This is a genomic window from Lentzea xerophila (assembly GCF_051094245.1).
Lineage (GTDB): Bacteria > Actinomycetota > Actinomycetes > Mycobacteriales > Pseudonocardiaceae > Lentzea > Lentzea xerophila.
The window spans coordinates 6,167,026-6,187,328 of the sequence record NZ_CP194934.1; the positions used below are offsets into that span (position 1 = coordinate 6,167,026).

Annotated in this window: 21 protein-coding genes and 1 pseudogene; 12 read left to right on the forward strand and 10 right to left on the reverse strand. The window is 68.9% G+C overall.

Annotation, left to right across the window (positions count from 1 at the left end):
- Nucleotides 1-58 precede the first annotated feature (58 nt).
- A complete protein-coding gene (locus ACRSBM_RS29120) occupies nucleotides 59-1,183 on the reverse strand; it encodes a sugar ABC transporter substrate-binding protein (RefSeq protein WP_434448068.1) in 1,125 nt (374 codons plus the stop codon).
- A gap of 246 nt (nucleotides 1,184-1,429) precedes the next feature.
- On the opposite strand from ACRSBM_RS29120, the gene ACRSBM_RS29125 reads away from it, so the two are divergent.
- On the forward strand, nucleotides 1,430-2,218 hold the full coding sequence (locus ACRSBM_RS29125; RefSeq protein ID WP_434448071.1) for a class I SAM-dependent methyltransferase: 789 nt from the start codon (nucleotides 1,430-1,432) through the stop codon (nucleotides 2,216-2,218).
- Between the two features lie 4 nt (nucleotides 2,219-2,222).
- On the opposite strand, the gene ACRSBM_RS29130 is transcribed toward ACRSBM_RS29125, so the two are convergent.
- Entirely contained in the window at nucleotides 2,223-3,908 is a 1,686-nt protein-coding gene (locus ACRSBM_RS29130) for a DEAD/DEAH box helicase (protein ID WP_434453248.1), read from the reverse strand.
- A 141-nt stretch (nucleotides 3,909-4,049) separates the two neighbouring features.
- Between ACRSBM_RS29130 and ACRSBM_RS29135 the strand changes: the two genes are divergently transcribed.
- Nucleotides 4,050-5,165, forward strand: a complete 1,116-nt coding sequence (locus tag ACRSBM_RS29135) for a YihY/virulence factor BrkB family protein (protein ID WP_434448073.1) — start codon at nucleotides 4,050-4,052, stop codon at nucleotides 5,163-5,165.
- An 81-nt stretch (nucleotides 5,166-5,246) separates the two neighbouring features.
- On the forward strand, nucleotides 5,247-5,399 hold the full coding sequence (locus ACRSBM_RS29140) for a hypothetical protein (RefSeq protein ID WP_434453538.1): 153 nt from the start codon (nucleotides 5,247-5,249) through the stop codon (nucleotides 5,397-5,399).
- Between the two features lie 31 nt (nucleotides 5,400-5,430).
- Here ACRSBM_RS29140 and ACRSBM_RS29145 read toward each other — a convergent pair.
- Together ACRSBM_RS29145 and ACRSBM_RS29150 are read right to left on the reverse strand one after the other, a co-directional pair.
- Nucleotides 5,431-5,577, reverse strand: a pseudogene (locus ACRSBM_RS29145) (S8 family serine peptidase); the annotation flags it as partial.
- Between the two features lie 106 nt (nucleotides 5,578-5,683).
- Nucleotides 5,684-5,812 carry a hypothetical protein gene (locus ACRSBM_RS29150; protein ID WP_434448076.1) on the reverse strand — a complete coding sequence of 43 codons (129 nt, stop codon included), beginning with the start codon at nucleotides 5,810-5,812 and terminating at the stop codon, nucleotides 5,684-5,686.
- A 43-nt stretch (nucleotides 5,813-5,855) separates the two neighbouring features.
- Here ACRSBM_RS29150 and ACRSBM_RS29155 point away from each other — a divergent pair, with 43 nt between their 5' ends.
- Both ACRSBM_RS29155 and ACRSBM_RS29160 read left to right on the forward strand, forming a co-directional pair.
- Nucleotides 5,856-6,140 (forward strand): hypothetical protein, encoded by a 285-nt coding sequence (locus ACRSBM_RS29155; protein ID WP_434448079.1) that lies wholly within the window; start codon nucleotides 5,856-5,858, stop codon nucleotides 6,138-6,140.
- 96 nt (nucleotides 6,141-6,236) lie between these two features.
- Nucleotides 6,237-6,992 (forward strand): hypothetical protein, encoded by a 756-nt coding sequence (locus ACRSBM_RS29160; RefSeq protein ID WP_434448081.1) that lies wholly within the window; start codon nucleotides 6,237-6,239, stop codon nucleotides 6,990-6,992.
- A gap of 120 nt (nucleotides 6,993-7,112) precedes the next feature.
- On the opposite strand, the gene ACRSBM_RS29165 is transcribed toward ACRSBM_RS29160, so the two are convergent.
- Entirely contained in the window at nucleotides 7,113-7,361 is a 249-nt protein-coding gene (locus tag ACRSBM_RS29165; protein ID WP_434448083.1) for a DUF3039 domain-containing protein, read from the reverse strand.
- Nucleotides 7,362-7,392: 31 nt separating this feature from the next.
- Here ACRSBM_RS29165 and ACRSBM_RS29170 point away from each other — a divergent pair, with 31 nt between their 5' ends.
- Nucleotides 7,393-8,283 (forward strand): pseudouridine-5'-phosphate glycosidase, encoded by an 891-nt coding sequence (locus ACRSBM_RS29170; RefSeq protein ID WP_434448086.1) that lies wholly within the window; start codon nucleotides 7,393-7,395, stop codon nucleotides 8,281-8,283.
- Nucleotides 8,280-9,158: a carbohydrate kinase family protein gene (locus ACRSBM_RS29175; protein WP_434448089.1), complete on the forward strand. Its 879-nt coding sequence runs from the start codon at nucleotides 8,280-8,282 to the stop codon at nucleotides 9,156-9,158. The genes ACRSBM_RS29170 and ACRSBM_RS29175 overlap by 4 nt, the downstream gene beginning before the upstream one ends.
- Nucleotides 9,159-9,425: 267 nt before the next feature.
- Here the strand turns inward: ACRSBM_RS29175 and ACRSBM_RS29180 are convergent, their stop codons facing one another.
- Nucleotides 9,426-9,761, reverse strand: a complete 336-nt coding sequence (locus ACRSBM_RS29180; RefSeq protein WP_434448092.1) for a DUF3099 domain-containing protein — start codon at nucleotides 9,759-9,761, stop codon at nucleotides 9,426-9,428.
- Nucleotides 9,762-9,817: 56 nt separating this feature from the next.
- Here ACRSBM_RS29180 and ACRSBM_RS29185 point away from each other — a divergent pair, with 56 nt between their 5' ends.
- The 5 genes from ACRSBM_RS29185 to ACRSBM_RS29205 all read left to right on the forward strand — a co-directional run bounded on the left by ACRSBM_RS29185 (nucleotide 9,818) and on the right by ACRSBM_RS29205 (nucleotide 16,387).
- Entirely contained in the window at nucleotides 9,818-11,302 is a 1,485-nt protein-coding gene (locus ACRSBM_RS29185; protein WP_434448094.1) for a PucR family transcriptional regulator, read from the forward strand.
- A 43-nt stretch (nucleotides 11,303-11,345) separates the two neighbouring features.
- Complete coding sequence (locus tag ACRSBM_RS29190; RefSeq protein ID WP_434453249.1) at nucleotides 11,346-12,797, forward strand: DUF7782 domain-containing protein; 1,452 nt, start codon at nucleotides 11,346-11,348, stop codon at nucleotides 12,795-12,797.
- Nucleotides 12,794-13,219 (forward strand): D-aminoacyl-tRNA deacylase, encoded by a 426-nt coding sequence (gene dtd / locus ACRSBM_RS29195; protein ID WP_434448097.1) that lies wholly within the window; start codon nucleotides 12,794-12,796, stop codon nucleotides 13,217-13,219. The genes ACRSBM_RS29190 and dtd overlap by 4 nt, the downstream gene beginning before the upstream one ends.
- 293 nt (nucleotides 13,220-13,512) lie before the next feature.
- Nucleotides 13,513-14,460 carry a sigma-70 family RNA polymerase sigma factor gene (locus ACRSBM_RS29200; protein WP_434453252.1) on the forward strand — a complete coding sequence of 316 codons (948 nt, stop codon included), beginning with the start codon at nucleotides 13,513-13,515 and terminating at the stop codon, nucleotides 14,458-14,460.
- A 262-nt stretch (nucleotides 14,461-14,722) separates the two neighbouring features.
- Nucleotides 14,723-16,387, forward strand: coding sequence for a fumarate hydratase (locus tag ACRSBM_RS29205; RefSeq protein WP_434448099.1), 1,665 nt, complete (start codon nucleotides 14,723-14,725; stop codon nucleotides 16,385-16,387).
- Between the two features lie 376 nt (nucleotides 16,388-16,763).
- Here the strand turns inward: ACRSBM_RS29205 and ACRSBM_RS29210 are convergent, their stop codons facing one another.
- The 4 genes from ACRSBM_RS29210 to ACRSBM_RS29225 all read right to left on the reverse strand — a co-directional run bounded on the left by ACRSBM_RS29210 (nucleotide 16,764) and on the right by ACRSBM_RS29225 (nucleotide 20,296).
- Nucleotides 16,764-17,288 (reverse strand): hypothetical protein, encoded by a 525-nt coding sequence (locus ACRSBM_RS29210; RefSeq protein WP_434448101.1) that lies wholly within the window; start codon nucleotides 17,286-17,288, stop codon nucleotides 16,764-16,766.
- Nucleotides 17,289-17,388: 100 nt separating this feature from the next.
- Complete coding sequence (locus ACRSBM_RS29215) at nucleotides 17,389-17,679, reverse strand: hypothetical protein (RefSeq protein ID WP_434448104.1); 291 nt, start codon at nucleotides 17,677-17,679, stop codon at nucleotides 17,389-17,391.
- Nucleotides 17,680-17,912: 233 nt separating this feature from the next.
- The gene (locus ACRSBM_RS29220; protein WP_434448106.1) at nucleotides 17,913-19,043 is read right to left on the reverse strand and encodes a hypothetical protein; all 1,131 of its coding nucleotides are present in this window, start codon (nucleotides 19,041-19,043) and stop codon (nucleotides 17,913-17,915) included.
- Nucleotides 19,037-20,296, reverse strand: coding sequence for a glucarate dehydratase family protein (locus ACRSBM_RS29225; protein ID WP_434448108.1), 1,260 nt, complete (start codon nucleotides 20,294-20,296; stop codon nucleotides 19,037-19,039). Before ACRSBM_RS29225 ends, ACRSBM_RS29220 begins: the two co-directional genes overlap by 7 nt.
- Between the last annotated feature and the right edge of the window lie 7 nt (nucleotides 20,297-20,303).

Sequence of the window (20,303 nt, forward strand, 5' to 3'; positions counted from 1 at the left end):
TTACCACGCGCCGAGGCGGGGTGCGCAGGTTCCGCACCCCGCCTTGACGCAAGCGGTCCTACTTGATGCCGAGCTCGGTGCAGGCTGCCTGGGTGTCAGCCACGCAGATCTCCGAGGCCTTGACGAAGCCCGCGTCCACCACGGACTTGACCTTGTCCTTGGTGATCAGCTGAGCGGTGAGCAGCACGGACTTGACGTCGCGGTTGCCCTTGTCGTCCTTCACCGAACCGGTCGCGAGGGCGTCGGCGGCGGCGGTGTCGCCCTTGGCCAGCGCGGCGGCCAGCTTGGCGGCGGCCTCGGCCTCGTCCTTGATCGGCTTGAAGACGGTCATGTACTGGTCACCGCGGAGCACGGCCTGCAGGCCGTCCGGGGTGGCGTCCTGACCGGTGACCGGCACCTTGCCGTTCAGGCTGTACTTCTTGAGGACCGTGATCACGGCGCCGGCGAGGCCGTCGTTCGCGGCGACGACGCCGTCGACCTTGCCGCCGTTGGAGGTCAGGATCTGCTCGAAGACCTGACCACCCTTCTGGTTGTCCCAGTTGTCGATCGGCTGCGACTGGACCAGCTTGAGCTTGCCCGAGTCGTACAGCGGCTTGAGGACCTTCTGCTGACCCTCGTAGAACAGGGTCGCGTTGTTGTCCGTCGGCGCGCCCTCGATCTCGATGACGTTGGCGCCCTGCGGCGCGGACTTCATCGCGTCCGCGAGACCCTGGCCCTGCAGCTCGCCGACCTTCACGTTGTCGAACGACACGTAGTAGGACGAGGAGCCGCCGGTGTTCAGGCGGTCGTAGTCGATGACCTGGATGCCTTGGGCCTGCGCCTTCTTGGCGACGGAGGCGCCGACCTCGCTGTTGGGGGTCGCGATGATCAGGACCTTGACGCCGGCGTTGATCATGCCGTCGGCCAGGGTGCTGAACTTCTGGACGTCGCCCTGGGCGTTCTGGATGTCGGGGTCGAGCCCCTCCTTCTTCAGAGCCGCCTCGAGGAGCGGCTTGTCGAAGCCCTCCCAGCGAGCGGAGGAGGCGGTCTCAGGAAGGATCACGCCGACCTTCGCGCCCCCGGCGCCGCCAGAGTTCGTGTCAGTGCTTCCTCCGGTGCCGGAGGACGTGTTGGCGCCACACGCCGAGACCGCCAGGGCGAGGCCCGCGGTCACGGCGATGGAAGCGAGGCTCTTGCTGCGCATCCGCCATCCCTTTCACTGCGCTGTGTCACAGAGAATGTTGTGGCGCACAACGTATGCCGGACATATGCGTGACCGGAACCACACTGGATCGATTAAGTCGCAACGATGCGGTAACCGTGGCGAAATTTGGTGACCGAGAGTTGTGAGAGCGTTACCACGGCGCTACTGCATTCAGCGGCGATATATTGGATATCGCTTGCGGTGAACACTCGCCCGTTGCCTCCCGGACATCTCTAGGTTGGGTCCATGACGGTCGACAAGGAAGCCGCCAAGCGGCTGGCGATCTCGTTCGGCGCCGATGCGGCGCGTTACGACCGCACCCGCCCTGCCTATCCGGACGAGCTGGTCCGGAAGATCGTCACGGCCAGTCCCGGCCCGCGCGTCGTCGACGTCGGGTGCGGCACCGGCGTCCTGTCCCGCCCACTGGCCGCGGCCGGGTGCGAGGTGCTCGGCGTGGAGCACGACGAGCGCATGGCCGAGTTCGCCCGCGGCACCGGGGTGACCGTGGAGGTCTCGAAGTTCGAGAGCTGGGACCCTGCCGGTCGCGAGTTCGACGCCGTCGTCGCCGGGCAGTCGTGGCACTGGGTCGACGCCGAGGCGGGGCCGCTCCAGGTGGCACGGGTGCTGCGGCCGGGTGGCGTGTTCGTGGCGCTGTGGCACGTGTTCGCGCCGCCGGAGCCGATCAGCCAGGCCATCGCCGACGCCTACCGGACGGTGGCGCCGGACCTCCCGTTCCCCGCCGGCCAGACCCGCGCGGAGGCGCTCGAGTCCTACCGGGCGGGCTGTGTGCGCACGGGTGAGACGTTCGCCGGCACTGGCGCGTTCGGCGGCGCCAAGCAGTGGAAGACGAACTGGGCGCACACCTACACGAGCGCCGAGTACCTCGAACTGATGCTCACCATGGGTCCGATCGCCCTGCTCGGCACCGAGCAGATCACCGCACTGCTCGAGGCGGTCGGCGGCGCGATCGATGCCGCCGGCGGCCGGTTCACCATGCAGTACGACACGCTGGCCGTCGCCGTCACCCGAAGCTGATCGGCTACCAGGAACGCAGGGTCGCGATCCGCTCCTCGAGCTGTTCGATGGTGGCCATCGCCGTCGGCGGGCCGCCGCAGTACTCCCGCAGCTGGTTGTGGATCTTGCCGTGGGGCTTCTTCGTGCGGTGGTGGTGCATCGCGACGAGTGTGTTGAGCTCCTTGCGCAGTGACGTGAGGCGCTCCTGCACGCCGACCGGCCTCGCCTCCCGTACGGCGACCTCGGGCTTGGGCCGCTTGGCCGCCAGCGCCATCTGCTCCTCCTGCCGCTGCAGCAGCAGGGTGCGCACCTGGTCCGGCTCCAGCAGCCCCGGCAGGCCGAGGTACTCCTGCTCCTCGTCCGAACCCGCGATGGTCGGGGCGCCGAACGACGAGCCGTCGAAGATCACCTGGTCGAGCTCGGCCGTGGTGCCCAGGGCCGTGAAGGCGCGCTCGTCCTCGCCAGGCTCGTCCTTCGCCTGGTTCGCGGCGGCCATCAGCTCGTCGTCCCAGCCGTCCTTCTCGCGGTGCGGCTTGCCCAGGACGTGGTCGCGCTCGGCCTCCAGCTCGGACGCGAGCTGCAGCAGCACCGGCACCGACGGCAGGAACACCGAGGCGGTCTCGCCGGGTTTCCGGTTGCGCACGAAGCGGCCGATGGCCTGCGCGAAGAACAACGGGGTCGACGACGACGTCGCGTACACGCCCACGGCGAGCCGCGGCACGTCGACGCCCTCGGACACCATGCGGACGGCGATCATCCAGCGTTCGTTCGTGGCGGCGAACTCCGCGATCTTGCCGGACGCCTTCGGGTCGTCGGACAGCACGACCGTGGCGACCTGGCCCGTGACGCGCAGCAGCACCTGCGCGTAGGCCTTCGCGGTCTCCTGGTCGGTGGCGATCACCAGCCCGCCCGCGTCCGGCAGCCCGTTCTCACGCTTCTGGGTCAGCCGCTGGTCGGCGGCGCGCAACACGGACGCGATCCAGTCGCCCGCCGGGTCCAGCGCCGTACGCCACGCACGCGCGGTCTGTTCCTGCGTCAGCGGCTCACCCAGGCGAGCGGTGAACTCCTCGCCCGCGCTGGTCCGCCACGACGCCTCACCCGAGTACGCCAGGAACAGCACGGGCCGGACGACGCCGTCGCGCAGTGCGTCGGAGTAACCGTAGGTGTGGTCGGCCTTGGACGTCTTGAACCCGCCGTTGCTCTCCTCGTACTGCACGAACGGGATCGGCGAGTCGTCCGAGCGGAACGGCGTGCCGGTGAGGCAGAGGCGACGCACCGCGGGCGTGAACGCCTCACGGATCGCCTCACCCCACGACTTGGCGTCACCGCCGTGGTGCACCTCGTCGAGCAGCACGAGCGTCTTGCGGTTCTCCGTGCGCACCCGGTGCAGCGTCGGGTGGGCGGCGACCTGCGCGTACGTCACGGCCACACCGTGGTAGTCGCGGGAGGTCATCGCGTTGGTGTTGCGGAAGTTCGAGTCGATGTGGATGCCCTGCTCGGCCGCCGCCTTCGCCCACTGGTGCTTGAGGTGCTCGGTGGGCGTGACGATCGTGACGGCCTCGATCGTCCGGTCGGCCAGCAGTTCGGCGGCGACGCGGAGCCCGAAGGTCGTCTTGCCCGCGCCGGGGGTCGCGACGGCGAGGAAGTCCTGCGGCTTGGCGGCGAGGTACTTGGTCAGCGCCCGGCGCTGCCATGCCCGCAGCGGTCGCATTGCTGCTGTCGCTGTCACAGACGTGTTTCTCCTCATTTGTGCAGGTCAGACATAGCAATACCCTCAGGCGGACCGTGGCCGAGGGCACTGCGACTGTACCTGTTGTGGGCGTCGATGCCGCGAAACGTGGCGGCATGCACCATGCTTGTCATTGCGATGGGCCCGGCTTCCGACAACGACGCACGCAGGTCCGGCCGCAAGGGGCCGCTGCGTCTACTCGCGCGCACACTGTCGAAGGCGTGGGAAGGCAACATCTTCTCAGAAGCGGCCGAGGCGGCGTTCTGGCAGACCCTGTCGTTCCCGCCACTGCTGCTCGGTGTGCTGGGCGCGATGGGCTGGTTCGGCGACTGGTTCGGCGACGAGGTGGTCAACGCCGTCCAGGAGAGGATCATCGGCTTCAGCCGCACGATCTTCAGCCAGGACGTGGTCCGCGGTGTGATCGAACCGACGGTCGCCGAGATCCTCACCACCGGCAAGGGCGAGATCGTCTCGATCGGCTTCCTGATCTCGCTGTGGGCCGGTTCGTCGGCCATGTCGTCGTTCGTCGACGCGATCACAGTCGCCCACGGCCAGTACGGCGTGCGCAACGAGCTGTGGCAGCGCATCTTCGCCCTGCTGCTCTACATGGTGTCGCTGGTGGCACTGGTGGTCGGCCTGCCGGTGCTGGCGCTGGGCCCCGACATCCTGCCGCAGTTCTTCCCGACGTCCTGGCAGCCCTACATCGAGACGTGGGCCGGCCGCTTCTACTACCCCGGCGTCGGGCTGCTGCTCGTGCTGTCGCTGTCGCTGCTCTACAAGGTCGCGCTGCCGCGGCGACTGCCGTACCACCGCGTGCTGCCCGGCGCGATCCTCGCGATGGCCGTCTTCATCCTGTCGTCGATCGGCCTGCGCCTGTACATCCAGTGGATCACCACGACCGGCTACACCTACGGCGCGCTGGCGACGCCGATCGCGTTCCTGCTGTTCGTGTTCTTCATCGGCCTGGCGATCACCATCGGCGCGTACTTCAACAGCGCCATCCAGGACATGTGGCCCGCCCGCATGACCCGCCGGCAGCGCCGCCGGTGGCGTCGGCTCGAGATGGAGCGCGCCGCGTCCCGCATCCGCGAGGAAGCCTCGCAGCCCCAGGAATCGTCACGGCAGGAGACGAACAACACCGGCTACTCGGCGCCCTCGCCCGCGGACACGCAGCTGACGACGCCGCTCAAGATCCAGGACCAGCGGCAGCACTCCGAGGAGGAGCGGCAGCGGGGGTAGCCGAGGCCTCCCCGCCGCGGCAGTCGAAGACGTAGACCCTGTCGTTCTCGACTCCGAGCTGACCGTCGAGGCAACGGCCGGTTGCTGACGCGGATCTTGCCGTCCGAGCCGATCGGCACGACGACGGACTGCGCGCTCTGCGGGATGCCGGCGACGCCTCGGATCTGCACCGCGGCGGCGGTGAAGCCGGACCCGGCGGGGGCGGCGGGCGGGGTGGCCGGCGTCGGACGCTGAGCGGCCCGTTGTCCCAGGTGTTGTTGAACTGCTTGGGGTTCGCGGCGTTCTGCAGCGCGGTCTGCAGCTGCAAGGCATCGAGCGCGGGGTTCGCCGACTTGAACAACACGGCTGCGCCGGCCACGTGCCCGGCCACGGCGGAAGTGCCGCGCAGCACGCCCATCGCGTTCGTGGTCACCTGGTCGTAGCCGTGATGTCCGGCTTGGTCCGGCCGTCGACCGTCGGGCCGCGGCCGCTGTGGTCCTGCACCCGTCCCGATGCGGGATGGGTCGCACCGACCGCGATCACGTGGGCGACGTCGCCGGCTCGACGACGCTGCCGGCCTCGGTGTACTGCTGCAGCTGCTGGTTGTTGCTCGGTCCGCTGACGAAGAGCTCCATCGGGGTGTTGAGCGGAGCGTTGTTGTTCTTCACGTAGATCCAGTAGGACTGCGTGATGCCCGTGTCGTTGCGGAACGTGGCCGACTCTAAGGCCGATCTGTGGATCACCGACGGCAAGAGGGGCGCCAACGTCAAGGTCGGCATCATCGACGTCGGCTTCGGCAACCTGGCCGACGCGCAGGACAACGGTGATCTGCCCGCGACAGGTTCCGAGCTCACCATCAACAACGCGGGCTGCGTCGACAGTTCGGTGCGGACTCCGCACGGCACCGCCGTCGCGGAGCTCGTGCACGACATGGCCTGCTCTACCTCGCCTGCATCGAGGACGCGGCCGGCTTCTCCTCGGCCGCCGACTGGCTGAAGCAGCAGGGTGTTCAGGTGATCACCGCCGCGGTTGGCTTCCTCAGCCCGACCGGTGGCCGCGGCGACGGCACCGGCCCCGCGGACAGCCCGGCCGATGTGGTCAAGCGCAGCCCGCGAGTCCGGCATCCTCTGGTCCGTCGCGGCGGGCAACCAGGCCCGCCTGCACTTCGCGGGCACGGCCGCGGACGCGAACGGCGACGGCTGGGTCGAGTTCTCGGGTACCACGCAACGGCTTCCGTTGGAGCCGAGTCGCACCGCGACGGTCGGTCTGCGCTGGGACGCGTGGCCGACGACGAACGAGGACCTCGACCTCTACGTCATGTCGCAACCGCACCCGCCCACAGGCGACAATGACCCGGACCTCAAGGCCGTGTCGACCAGGTCGCAGAAGGACACGACCGACGGGCTCAGCCCGACCGAGCAGGTCACCTTCACCAACACGACCTCGATCACGACGACCCACTGGGTGTACGTCAAGAACAACAACGCCAAATTCGTCACGCCGGTCGAGCTGTTCGTCAACGGTCCGAGCGACCAGCTGCAGACCTTCACCAAGGCTGGCAGCGTCGCCGAGCCCGCCACCTCACCGCACGTGATCGCGGTCTGCGTGACGGCGCCGAACTCGGGTGCGGTTGAGTCCTGCAGCAGCCGCGGACCCACGGTCGACGGCCGGATCAAGCCGGGCATCACAGCGTTCGACAAAGTCTCCACGCGACCATCGGCCAGTTCTCCGGCACGTCGGCCGCCGCGGCGCACGTGGCCGATGCCGCGGCGCTGCTCAAGTCCGCCAACTCCGGTCTCGACGCCGCGTAGCAGGTCAATGTGCGAAATTTCACTCGTGCGGGTGTAACGGACGCGGACGCAATCAGACGCCGCTCACATGATCACGACAGCGGTGCAGAACAGCAGCGCCCTGCGCCTCGCTGGGAAGCGAGGCGCAGAGCGCTGCTGTCAGCTTTGAGGAGTTGCCTTACTCGTCGCCGCCGGGCGGCAGGCTCTCGTAGATCTTCTTGCAGTCCGGGCACACCGGCGAGCCGGGCTTCGGTGACCGCGTGACCGGGAAGACCTCGCCGCACAACGCGACCACGTGTGTGCCCATCACGGCGCTCTCGGCGATCTTCGCCTTGCGCACGTAGTGGAACATCTTCGGGCTGTCGTCCCCGGACTGGTCGGTCTCATCCGGCCGTACGTCGACCTCGGGGAGAGTCTGGGTGCTCACGCGCCCAGGGTACCTGGGATGATGTCCTCTCGTGACCACGCTGCACATCGCCGATGAAGTTGCCGCCGCACTGGCCGAGAACCGGCCCGTCGTCGCTCTCGAGAGCACCATCCTGTCCCACGGCCTGCCCGCGCCGCGCAACCTGGCCGTCGCCGCGCGCCTGGAGGAGGTTGTGCGGAAGGCAGGCGCCGTACCCGCGACGATCGCCGTGCTCGACGGGGTGCCGCACATCGGCCTCTCCTCCTCCGAGCTCGACCGCGTGTGCAACGCGGGCGACCTCGTGAAGCTCTCGCTGCGCGACCTCGGCCCCGCCTACGCGCTGGGCCGCAGCGGCGCGACGACCGTGGCCTCGACCACGGCCCTCGCCCACCAGGCCGGCATCCGCGTCTTCGCGACCGGCGGCCTCGGCGGCGTGCACCGCGGCGCCCGCGAGACGTGGGACGTGTCCGCCGACCTCGACGTGGTGGCGACGACGCCGGTGCTGATCGTCTGCTCGGGCGTGAAGTCGATCCTGGACATGGGCGCGACCCTGGAGGTCCTGGAAACTCGCTCCGTCCCGGTCGTCGGCTACCAGACGTCCCGTTTCCCGGGCTTCTACCGCCGCGAGTCGGAATTCGACGTGCCGTGGCGCGTCGAGACCGCCGCCGAAGCCGCCGCCGTGTTCGCCGCCGGTGGCCGCGGCATGCTGCTGGCGAACCCGATCCCCGCCCCGTTCGAGATGGACTCCGCACTGCACGACCGCCTGCTCGCCGAGGGCCTGCAGAAGCTCGTCGACCAGGACGTGCGCGGCAAGGACGTCACGCCCGTGCTGCTGGAGCACTTCCACACGGCGAGCGCCGGTGTCAGCCTCGACACGAACGAGGAACTCGTCGTCAACAACGCCTCCGTCGCCGCGGCCGTTGCCGTCGAGCTGTTCCAGTGAGGCCGGTGATCGTGGTCGGTGACGCGGGCCTCGACGTCGTGGCCCGCCACACCGGCCCCATTGCTCACGGCGGCGATGTGCGCGCGAAAGTGACCATCGAGCCAGGCGGTGCCGGCGCGAACACGGCCGTGTGGCTCGCCTCGTGCGGCGCCTCGCCGGTGCTGGTGGCCCGTGTGGGCGCCGACTCGGCCGGCCGCCAGGTTCACGCCGAACTGACCTCGGCCGGCGTCCAGTGCGCCTTCGCCGTCGACCCGGACCTCGCGACCTGCTGCGTGGTCGTCCTGGTCGACGAGAACGGCGAGCGCTCGATGCTGCCCGACCGCGGCGCGAACGCCCGCTTCTCCCCCGCCGACCTCGACCCTGGCCTACTCACCGGCACCGACGGTCACCTGCATCTGTCCGGCTACGTCCTGCTGGACGCCACCTCACGCCCCGCCGGCCTGGCGGTGCTGGCCGCCGCCCGCGCCGCCGGGTGGACGACGTCCGTCGACCCCCAGGCGGCAGTGCTGATCCACTCCGCCTCCGCCTTCCTCGAGGACGTGCGCGGCGTCGACTTCCTGCTCCCCAACGCCGACGAGCTCGTCGCCCTCACCGGCTCTCCCGAACCGGCCGCCGCGAAGGTGCTGCTGTCCCACGTCGGTGCGGTCGTCGTCACCTCCGGCGCTGACGGCGCTTCGTGGGTGGACGCCGACGAGGTGATCTCGGTCCCCACTGAACCCACTGAGTGCGTCGACTCGACCGGCGCCGGCGACGCGTTCGACGCCGGTTTCCTCGCCGCCTGGCTGTCCGGCGCCTCGAAGCGCGCCGCTCTCGTCGGCGGCGTCCGCGCGGGCTCGCGCGCGGTCAGTGTCGTAGGCGCCCAGCCGCCTCGATAGCCCTCCGGCTTCAACCGATATATCAGCTCACCCACTGATATATCGGTTCTCGGCTGCCCGCGATCCGCCGCCTGCTCCAGCCTCCACCGGATGCAAAAAACGTTTGCGGACGACTACAAAAGACTCATTGCAAAGGGCGGCAGGCGTGGTGAGCTTTGCAATGAATCTTTTGCGGACGTCGTCAAAAGACTCGTTGCTAAGTTTTGGGCGTGTAGGAGTAAGCGGCGGCCGTGAACGGCCGAGCTGGAAGGGCGGGGTTCGGCGGGCTCAGCCGTCGATGACCGTGGTGCTCTTTGGGGCGATGGCGCGGCGCTCGGCGTCGTAGCGGCTGGCCTTCTCGGTCTTGCGCGGCGGCCTGTCGTTCGCGATCAGTACCGCCATCCACGGCAGCGGCACGGACAGCACGATGAAGAACAGGGCGAGCCACCAGGTGTGGGCGAACAGCGCCGCGAGGATGAGGCATGGGAAGCGCAGACTCATCATGATCGCGTACTTCTTGCGCCGGGCGGCGTGCTGTTCTTCGTAGGACGGGGCCGCCTCGGTGATCAACACCGGGGTGTCGTTCCGGTCGGGACTGCTCACGACACCACCTCCACGTGTCATATGGTCCCACGTCCAGGTGACGTCCGGGACAGCCGGGCGGCGGTTAACATCCGCGGGTGGTCGCCCTTGATCGCCTCGTGGACGTGCTCGGCAGTCTGGGCACGCATCTGGCCTGCGCGCCGAGGGGCCGTGACGCCGAACTTCGTGGGGTTGCCCTGCACGACCCGGCGGAAAACACGCCTGCCGCCGCGGGTGACGTGCTTCTCGGTCTGGGCACTCCGTCGGTCGCCGCGGCCGTGCGCCTGGTGTCCTCCACCGCGGCTTCCGCCGTTGTCCTGCACGGCAAGCCGCCGCTCGACGAGCGGGTGATCGCCGCGGCGAAGAAGTCCGGTGCGGCTGTGTTGCTCGTGGACCCGTCCGTGCCGTGGAGCCAGCTCGCGAACGTCACGCAGACGCTGGTCAACGGCGGTACGCGCACTGGAGACCTGTTCGGCCTCGCCGACGTGATCGCGGGCGTTGTGGGTGGTCCGGTGACGATCGAGGACCAGCAGTCCCGCGTGCTCGCGTACTCGTACCGGCAGGAGGACGTCGACCCCGTCCGGGTGCAGACCATTCTCGGCCGGCGCGTCCCGGAACAGGCCCGGCGCGCGCTCGACGAGTTCGGCGTGTTCACGCATCTGGCGTCGTCCGACGAGCCGATCTTCGTCCCCAAGCTGACCCCGCAGCTGGGCAACCGGCTGGTCGCGGCGGTGCGGGCGGGGCGTGAGCTGCTCGGGTCCGTCTGGGTCGAGGTGACCGGGCCGGTCGACGCCGCCCGGAGCGCCGCATTGGTCGATGGCGCGCGCACGGCGGCGTTGCACCTGTTGCGGTCGCGGGCGTCGACGGATCTCGAACGTCAGGCCGAAGCGGATCTGGTGATCAGGCTGCTGGAGCATCCGGAGTCCGCCGATGTCGCGCGGCTCGGTCTGCCGTCCGCCGACCTGCGGGTGATCGCCGTCCAGGCCCACGCCGGTGAGGGTGAGCACGGCGCGGCGGTGCTCGCGTTCCAACGGGCCACCGCGGGCTTCGGCTGGTCCCGGCCCGGTCGCAGCGCGCTGTTCGGCAACGTCCTCTACACGGTCATCCCGGCCGCCGACGACGCCGTCGAGTGGGTGCGCTCACTGGTTCGGGAACTGCCTGCCGAAGCCACCGTGCTGGCCGGAATCGGAGGTCCTGCCGAGGCGACGCAGCTGCCGGTCTCGCGGCAGGAAGCCGATGAATGCCTCGCGCTCTCCACCGGTGCACCGGTTGTATACGACGACGCGTGGGCGCGGGTCCTGCTGCACCGGCTCGCCGCCGTGGCCGAGGCCGGACGGGTTCCGACACGCGGGCCGATATCCAATATTTTGCGGTACGACGCTGAATACGGGACGCAGTACGCGACGACGTTGAGGGCGTGGCTGGCGGCTCAGGGCGACGTGCGGGCGGCCGCGCGCGAGCTCAACGTGCACCCGAACACGATGCGGTACCGCTTGCAGAAGATGTCCGAGGTGACGCCACTCCCCCTCGACGACCCGGAGCAGCGGCTCGCGATGGCCATCGCCCTCCAGATCACGCGGTGAACCGGGCGGCGTGAAAGCATCTCCACCCGTGCACCCCGATCAGCTGCCCACCCTCTCCGGCGATCTCTGCGCTCGCCTGCGCGAGGCCTTCCTGAACGCCGGCTACACCGCGGACGGCGTCGTCGACGCGCTCGGTCCGCAGGCCCACGCCGCGCTCGGCCGCGGCGAGCCGGAGCCCGCCCGCCGCGCGAGCAAGGACGCCGGGTCGCTCGGCACGTTGATCCGCCTGTTCCTGCTCGGTGACCAGGAGCCGGAGAAGGACGTCCGCAAGGCACTCGACGGCGTCGACCTCGACGACGCCGTCAAGAACGAGATCCTGACCAAGGATCTGAAAGCCGGGCTGGACGTGCGGCCGTACGAGGACAACTGGTGGGTCATCGCCGACCTCGACTCCGACCTGCGCGGTGCAGCGGTCCCCGAGGACCACGTCCTCGGCGTCGGCCACGCGTCCATCAGCCTCGCCCGCGCGACCAAGCGCACGCCGGTCGGCACGCTGCTCGACCTCGGCACCGGCTGCGGTGTCCAGGCACTGCACGCCAGCACGCACGCCGAACGCATCACGGCGACCGACCTGTCCGAGCGCGCACTGAGGCTCGCGCAGGGCACGTTCCGCATCAACGAGCTCGACGTGGAGACGTTGCCGGGCGAGTGGTTCGGCCCGGTGCGCAACCGGCGGTTCGACCAGGTCGTCTGCAATCCGCCGTTCGTCGTCGGTCCGCCGCGCGTGGACTTCGTGTACCGCGACTCCGGTCTCGGCGGCGACGACGCGTCGGCGCTCGTCATCCGGCAGCTCCCCTCGTTCCTGAACGAGGGCGGCGCGGGCCAGCTGCTCGCGTCCTGGGTGCACCGCAAGGGCGAGGACTGGGAGGAACGCGTCTCCGGCTGGCTGCCCCGCGGCGGTGTGGACGCGTGGTTCGTGCAACGCGACATCGCCGAGCCCGCCCTCTACGTCGGCACGTGGCTCAAGGACGCGGGTGTCGACCCGCGCAGCCCCGAGGGCCGGGCCAAGGCGAGCGCGTGGCTCGACTGGTTCGAGGAGAACCAGGTCCAGGGCGTCGGCTTCGGGTACGTGACGCTGCGGCGCACTGATGAGATGCACTCACAGGTCGTGTGCGAAGACCTGCGCCACGCCTACGACGACCCGCTGGGCCCGGAGGCGGCGCGCTGGCTCGACAACGTCGCGTGGCTGCGCGCGAACCCCGATCTGCTGGGGCAGCGGTTCCGGGTCGCCGACACCGTGCTGCTCGAAGAGGTGTCCGAGCCGGGCGAGGAGGGCTGGCGCAAGGTCGTCGCCCGGCTGCACCGCACCGACGGGCCCGGCTGGCAGCACGAGGTCGACGAGGCGACCGCGAAGCTCGTGGCCGGCTGCACCGGTGCGCTGCCGCTGGAAGACCTGCTCTCGTTGCTCGAGTTCGCGTACGGGGAAATCGATGCAGAAGCGGCTTTGCCGATCGTTCGTGATCTCATCCGGCACGGAATGCTGATTCCCGCGTGAAAGCAGTTGTGGCGCGCGTCACAGAGGCGAGTGTCGAAGTCGAAGGGCAGATCGTCGGCTCGTTCGACGAGCCCGGATTGCTGGTGCTACTCGGCGTCCACCACGACGACACGGACGCACACGCTCGCAAAATGGCACAGAAGCTGCACGGTCTGCGCATCCTCGCCGACGAGCAGTCATGTGAGTCGACCGGTGCTCCGTTGCTGGTCGTCAGCCAGTTCACGCTCTACGGGGACACGCGTAAGGGCCGCCGCCCGTCCTGGACGGCGGCCGCGCGGCCCGAGCACGCGGAACCGTTGGTGAACGCAGTCGTGCAGGAACTACGCCAAAAGGGCGCGCGTGTCGAAACGGGACGATTCAGAGCCGAGATGAAGGTACGGAGCGTGAACGACGGTCCGTTCACCGTGCTCGTCGAGGTGTGACTAAAGGGTTCTCAGCCAATCCTCAGATTAGCCGCGCAACCGCTGTGACAGTGGCGACGTCTTCAGGTCATGGAAGTCGGGAACGAATTCGGAATCGGGTTCGTTACCCAGGTATCAGCCAGCTAGCGATGGGATCCCGAGCGGGCCCCGCCGCAACCGGCAACCAGGGCGCAGCGCCGCGCCGCCTTGACCGCCACGCGCGACTGTCCTGACCGGCAGCAGCGTCGCCCGCAGCAGGGGGAGGGAGATCCATGACTGTCACGAGGATCTCCGACCGTGAAGTCGGAGAGAACATGCCCACCGTCGTCGAGCACGAACTCGACGCGCAGGGACCAGCAGCCGACCTCGTTCGAGTCTACCTGAACGGAATCGGCAAGACCGCGCTCCTCACCGCCGAGGAGGAGGTGGAGCTCGCCAAGCGCATCGAGGCAGGTGTGTTCGCGCAGCACGTCCTGGAGACGGCCAAGCGCCTTACTCCCACTCGCCGCGACGAGATGGGGGAGCTCGTCCGCGACGGCCGCCGCGCCAAGGACCACCTGCTCAAGGCGAACCTGCGCCTCGTCGTGTCGCTGGCCAAGCGCTACACCGGCCGCGGCATGCCGCTGCTGGACCTGATCCAGGAAGGCAACCTGGGCCTGATCCGCGCGGTCGAGAAGTTCGACTACACCAAGGGCTTCAAGTTCTCGACGTACGCGACGTGGTGGATCCGCCAGGCCATCACCCGCGGCATGGCCGACCAGGGCCGCACCATCCGCCTCCCCGTCCACCTCGTCGAGCAGGTGAACAAGCTCGCGCGGATCAAGCGCGACCTGCACCAGACGCTCGGCCGCGAGGCGACGAACGAGGAGCTGGCGAAGGAGTCGGGCCTGTCGGTCGACAAGGTCGCCGACCTGCTCGACCACGCGCGTGACCCGGTATCGCTCGACATGCCGGTCGGCACGGAGGAGGACGCACCCCTCGGTGACTTCATCGAGGACTCGGACGCGACCGACGCCGAGAGCGCCGTCATCTCCGGCCTGCTGCAGGACGACCTGCGCCGCGTGCTCGCGACGCTGGAGCCGCGCGAGCAGGCGGTCATCCGGTTGCGCTACGGCCTGGAGGACGGCCAGCCGCGCACGCTGGACCAGATCGGCAAGCGGTTCGGGCTGTCGCGCGAGCGGGTGCGCCAGATCGAGCGCGAGGTCATGTCCAAGCTCCGCCAGGGCGAACGCGCTGCGAAGCTGCGGGCCTACGCCTCGTAGTCACGGTCGGGTCTCACCTGACCGGCAGTATTGACTTGTGACTCAACTCACGGCACGGTCGGGCGTTACCAGAGCCACGCGACGCCCGTCGTGAGTCGGGTGTCGCACACGAAGGAAGGTCGGGGCAGCCGGGGGCTGCCCCGGCCTTCCGCGTTCATGGGGTCCTGTGGGGCACGGAACAACGCGGTGGTCGGGGATCACACCAATACGTCCCTTTGATGGCGGTACGGTTTTCTGATCCGAACTGCACACCGTTGGAGTTGTGTACGACGTGCCCACCACTTTCGAGTACACCGATGTCCTGCCGCTCGCGAAGGACACCGAGACCGAGTACCGCCTCGTCACCTCCGACGGGGTGAAGCTGATCGAGGCCGGTGACCGCAGGTTCCTGGAGATCGCCCCCGAGACGCTCACCCTGCTCGCGAAGGAAGCGATCCGGGACATCCAGCACCTGCTGCGCCCGTCGCACCTCGCCCAGCTGCGCAAGATCATCGACGACCCCGAGGCGTCCGGCAACGACCGCTTCGTGGCCATGGACCTGCTGCGCAACGCGGCCATCTCGTCCGGCGGAGTGCTGCCGATGTGCCAGGACACCGGCACGGCGATCATCATGGGCAAGCGCTCGGAGACCGTCCTGACCGGCGGCGACGACGAGCAGGCCCTCGCCCGCGGCGTCTTCGAGGCCTACCAGGAGCTCAACCTGCGCTACTCGCAGATGGCGCCGGTGACGTTCTGGGACGAGAAGAACACCGGCACGAACCTGCCCGCGCAGATCGAGGTGCTCCACAAGCCCGGCCAGGAACCCGTGTACGAGTTCCTGTTCATGGCCAAGGGCGGCGGTAGCGCGAACAAGACGTTCCTCTACCAGGAGACGAAGGCGGTCCTGAACCCGAAGCGCCTCGCGTCGTTCCTCGACGAGAAGCTCCGCTCGCTCGGCACCGCCGCATGCCCGCCGTACCACCTGGCCGTGGTCGTGGGTGGCCTCTCGGCCGAGCAGAACCTGAAGGTCGCGAAGCTCGCCTCCGCCCGCTACCTCGACAATCTGCCGACCGAGGGCTCGCCGCTGGGCCACGCGTTCCGCGACACCGATCTCGAGCAGCAGGTCCTGGAGCTCACCCGCAACTTCGGCATCGGCGCCCAGTTCGGCGGCAAGTACTTCTGCCACGACGTGCGCGTCATCCGCCTCCCCCGCCACGGCGCCTCATGCCCGGTCGGCATCGCGGTCTCATGCTCGGCCGACCGCCAGGCCAAGGCCCGCATCACGGCGGAGGGCGTGTTCCTCGAGCAGATGGAACGCGACCCGGCCCAGTTCCTGCCCGAGGTGGAGGGTGAGGACCTGTCCGACGAGGTCGTCCGCATCGACCTCACGCGCCCGATGCAGGAGATCCGCGAGGTCCTCACCACCCTTCCGGTGAAGACCCGCGTCTCGCTGACCGGTCCGCTGGTCGTGGCACGCGACATCGCGCACGCCAAGATCAAGGAACGCCTCGACGCCGGCGAGGAGATGCCGCAGTACCTCAAGGACCACCCGGTCTACTACGCCGGTCCGGCCAAGACGCCCGAGGGCTACGCCTCCGGTTCGTTCGGCCCGACCACCGCCGGCCGGATGGACTCCTACGTCGAGCAGTTCCAGGCCGCGGGCGGCTCGCTGGTGATGCTCGCCAAGGGCAACCGCTCGAAGCAGGTCACGGACGCCTGCTCCGCGCACGGCGGGTTCTACCTGGGCTCGATCGGTGGCCCGGCGGCACGGCTGGCGCAGGACTGCATCCGCAAGGTCGAGGTGCTCGAGTACCCCGAGCTCGGCATGGAGGCGGTCTGGAAGATCGAGGTCGAGGACTTCCCCGCGTTCGTCGTCGTCGACGACAAGGGCAACGACTTCTTCGCGGAGACGTCCGCGCCGACCCTGCAGATCAGCTTCCGCCGCTAGCCCTCACAGCTACCTCACGAGACCCCTGGTCGGACAGGACGCTTGTCCTGTCCGACCAGGGGTCTTTTGCGTTGCTCCACCCTGTGTAACAGGACTTTTGCTGACGAAGTCAAAAGAGTCATTGCTAAGGCGCAGGTCAGCATAGGGGCGGGAAGATCGAAAACTGATATATGGCCGTCAAGGCCAGGGTCAGGCGAATCTCAGCGTGGGGATCGCGGAAGGCGAAACCGCCGGACCGGCGCACCGCGAACGTCAGGACATCCAAGACAGCAGCGATATGCGATATATCAGCTGCGGCCGTCACCAACGAGCGCTGAAAGGGTTGGGCTGGCCGTGGCTCCAGCCCAACTCAAGATCCACTATCAGCGTCTCATCGTCAGCCCATCTCCTCGCGGGAGTCGAGGACCAGGCGGCGGTCACCGAGCGGCGCGCTCAGGCGGACGGTCAGCGGCACCTGGCGGATCTCCTGGGTGCACGCGGTACCCGGAGACTGCTTGGTGATCGTGACCAGCGTGATGTGGACGACCTCGGCGGACTGGCCGGTCACCTCGGCACGGGCCTCCTTGCAGCCACCGCCGACGCCGAAGACCTCGATGTCACGACCGTCGCCGAAGACGTAGGCCTCGTCGCGGTAGGTGTCTGACAACGATGTCGTGTCGACCTTCTCCTTCGCCACGGGCGTGACGTTGGGCGGGATGACCGGCTTCTCCTCCGAGATGGAGACCGGGGGCTGGGCGGGAGCCGTGGGGTTCGCGCCGGACGAGCCGGTGGAACCGGGGGCGGACGTGCCCGTGGTGGGTGTCCCGCTGGACGACCCGGTGCCGGGCGCGCTCGACTCCGTGCCGGACGAGCAGCCGACGAGCACGACGGCGAGAGCAACGGCAGCGACGGCGTTTCTCATGCTCACCATCCTTGCAAACCGGGACAAGAGTTCCGGTGAAGTAAGTAGTGATGCCCGGCCGGCGGGGCAGATGCCGGCCGGGCACCGTGGGGAGGAAGGTCTACTTCTGTTCCTGCCGTGACGTCAGCACGACCGTGCGCTCACCAAGGGGCTCGGACAGCTGCACCGTCAACGGAGGGAAGCGGATGTCCATCGTGCACATCTGCTTGGTCAGCGGCAGCGTCTCGAGGAGCTCGATCTTCACCGTGGAAGCGTTCTGCTCCAGCACGGACGCGCTCGCCTTGCCGCAGCCGCCCTCCTGGCCGATGACGCCGACGGTCCTGCCGTCGTCTTGCGTCCACACGGTGCGTGGATGGTCCGGCGTCAAAGCGCTGGTGTCGAGCTTCGTCACGGGTTTGCCGTCCGGAGGCACTTCTCCGGGCGCGACACCAGGAGGCGCTTCAGAAGGTGAGGTGGCGGTCGGCAACGTCGGACCGCCACCTGCCCCGGTGCTCGCGTTCTGCGCACCGCCACAGGCCGAGATGACCAGCAGCAGGACGCCAGTGCCAACTACGGTTCCTATGTGCCTCATGCACCAAGGACGGAACCGCGCTCACAACGGGTTGCAGCGACTTCCCTTCACAGTTACCGCGACACGGCGGCCACGGCCTCGCGCAACGCCTCCAGACGTGCGGCGGACGCCAAACCGCCGTGGTAGAGGTGGAACTCCTCCACGCCGGCGTCCAGGTAGGCCAGCCATTCCTTCGACAGCGCCGCGCCGTCGGCCGGCTTGGGCGGCAGCCCCAGCACGTACGCGGCGATCCGCGTGTCCGGGGCGATCGCGCGCAGTGCCTCGATGCCGGGCACGGCGACGTCCTGGCCCGGCCAGCACATCGTCGTCAGGACGTCGACGTCCGCGTCCACACCACCGGCGACGGTCGCGAACGGCCCGGTACCCCACGGGTCCGCGGTCACGTGCAGCCCGACCCGGACCGAGGGTGCGGCGGCACGGATCTCGCCGACCAGCTTCTGCCGCAACGACCGCACCACGCCGGTGCGCACGGCCTGAACGTCTTCCGCGAGCGCACCCAACGCTTCCTCAACGCTGGGTGCACCGCGATCAACCCCGGCCCGGACCGCTTCACGCAGGGCATCCGGGTCGGCGTACCGGGCGGTGCAGGCAGAGCAGAAGCACAGCGACAACAGCTTCTGCTGCACCGCGTTCCAGTCCGTGCCATCGGTCTTCTCGTGGTGCCCGCCGTGGAAGAACCCGAGCGGCCCGCAGGCTTCGAGGATGATCCCGTCCGGCGCGCCGAGTTCCAGCACCTCGGACACCAGCGCCGACGTGTATTCCACGACATCGGGCTGTGCGGTGCACAAGGCGTACGGGTAGCGGTCGCCGAACGCGTTCACGACGGTCACGTCCGGATGCAGGTCACCCAGGCGCGAGTTGTGCGTCAGCACGGTCCACGCGTACACCGGCAGCCCAGCGGCACGAACCAAAGCCGCTGCCGCGCCGAAGGAATCCGAACCGTCCATCCAGGACGGTTCCGCCGGTACCAACCGGCCGTACTTCGAAGCCCGCACCGGCAGGTAGAACGCCGCATGCCGCGCATCGACCATCCGATGCGCGGGATGCAACGGCGTCGCAGCCCGCACGGTGTGGTACGACGCGGCAAGAGCGATCGCGTCGACCCCGAGGTCCTGATACCGCGCAACGGCTTCAGGATCTCCGATCAGGTCCCACGGGTAGGCGTGGACCACCGACTTCACCACCGGGGACGCTTCCTCTCGTAGCTCGGGTCGAACTTCTGCATGTACCCCGTGTCGTCGCGGGCCGTGATGCCGCAGCGAACGTAGTTCTCCGCCAACCGCGCCAGCGCGTCGCGGTCCAGCGACACGCCGAGGCCCGGCGTGACCGGCACCGGCACCGCTCCATCCACAAAGGACAACACGCCGGGCTCGACGACCTCGTCGGCAGCGTTCCACGGGTAGTGCGTGTCGCACGCGTAGTTCAGGTTCGGCGTCGCCGCCGCCAGGTGCGTCATCGCGGCCAGCGAAATGCCCAGGTGCGAGTTCGAATGCATCGACAGCCCGATGCCGAACGTCTGGCAGATCATCCCCAGCTGCCGCGACCGCTGCAGACCGCCCCAGTAGTGGTGGTCGGACAGCAGCACCTGCACGGCGTCCTGCTCCACGGACGGCTTGAGGTGCTCGAACGCGACCACGCACATGTTGGTGGCCAACGGCATCGGCGCCTTCGCGGCCACTTCCGCCATGCCGGAGATCTCCGGCGCCGGGTCCTCCAGGTACTCCAGCACGCCGTCGAGCTCGGCCGCGACCTTCAGCGACGTCGCGGGCGACCAGGCCGCGTTCGGGTCGAGCCGCAGCGGGTGATCGGGGAACGCCTCGCACAGCGCCCGGATCGCCTCGATCTCCTGTTCGGGCGGGAACACGCCGCCCTTGAGCTTGATCGACCCGAACCCGTACCGGTCGATCATCATGGCGGCCTGGGCCACGATGCCGGCGGGGTCGATCGCCTCGCCCCACTCGTCCGGCTCCGCGCCGGGATGCCCGGCCCACTTGTAGAACAGATAGGCGGAGTACGGCACAGCGGACCGCACCGCGCCGCCCAGCAGGTCGTGCACCGGACGTCCCAGCGCCTTGCCCTGGATGTCCAGGCACGCGACCTCGAACGGCGAGTACACGCGGTCGACGGTGCTCTCGGCAGTGATCTTCCCGGTCAGCCCGTGCTTGTCCGGCCCGGCCTGGCCACCCAGCCGAGCCGCCACCCGCGCGTGCATCTCGTTCAACGCGAAGACGTCGAGCCCGATCAGGGAGTCCACAACGGACCGCGAGCGCTCCAGGTGCCCGAGGTCGCCGTAGGTCTCCCCCAGCCCCGAGATGCCTTCGTCGGTGTACACCTCGACGATCGTGCGCAGCGCCCACGGCTCGTGCACGCCGGCCGAGTTGAGCAGCGGCGGGTCCCGGAACGCGATCGGTGTCAGAACGATTTCGGTGATCTTCACTCCGAAC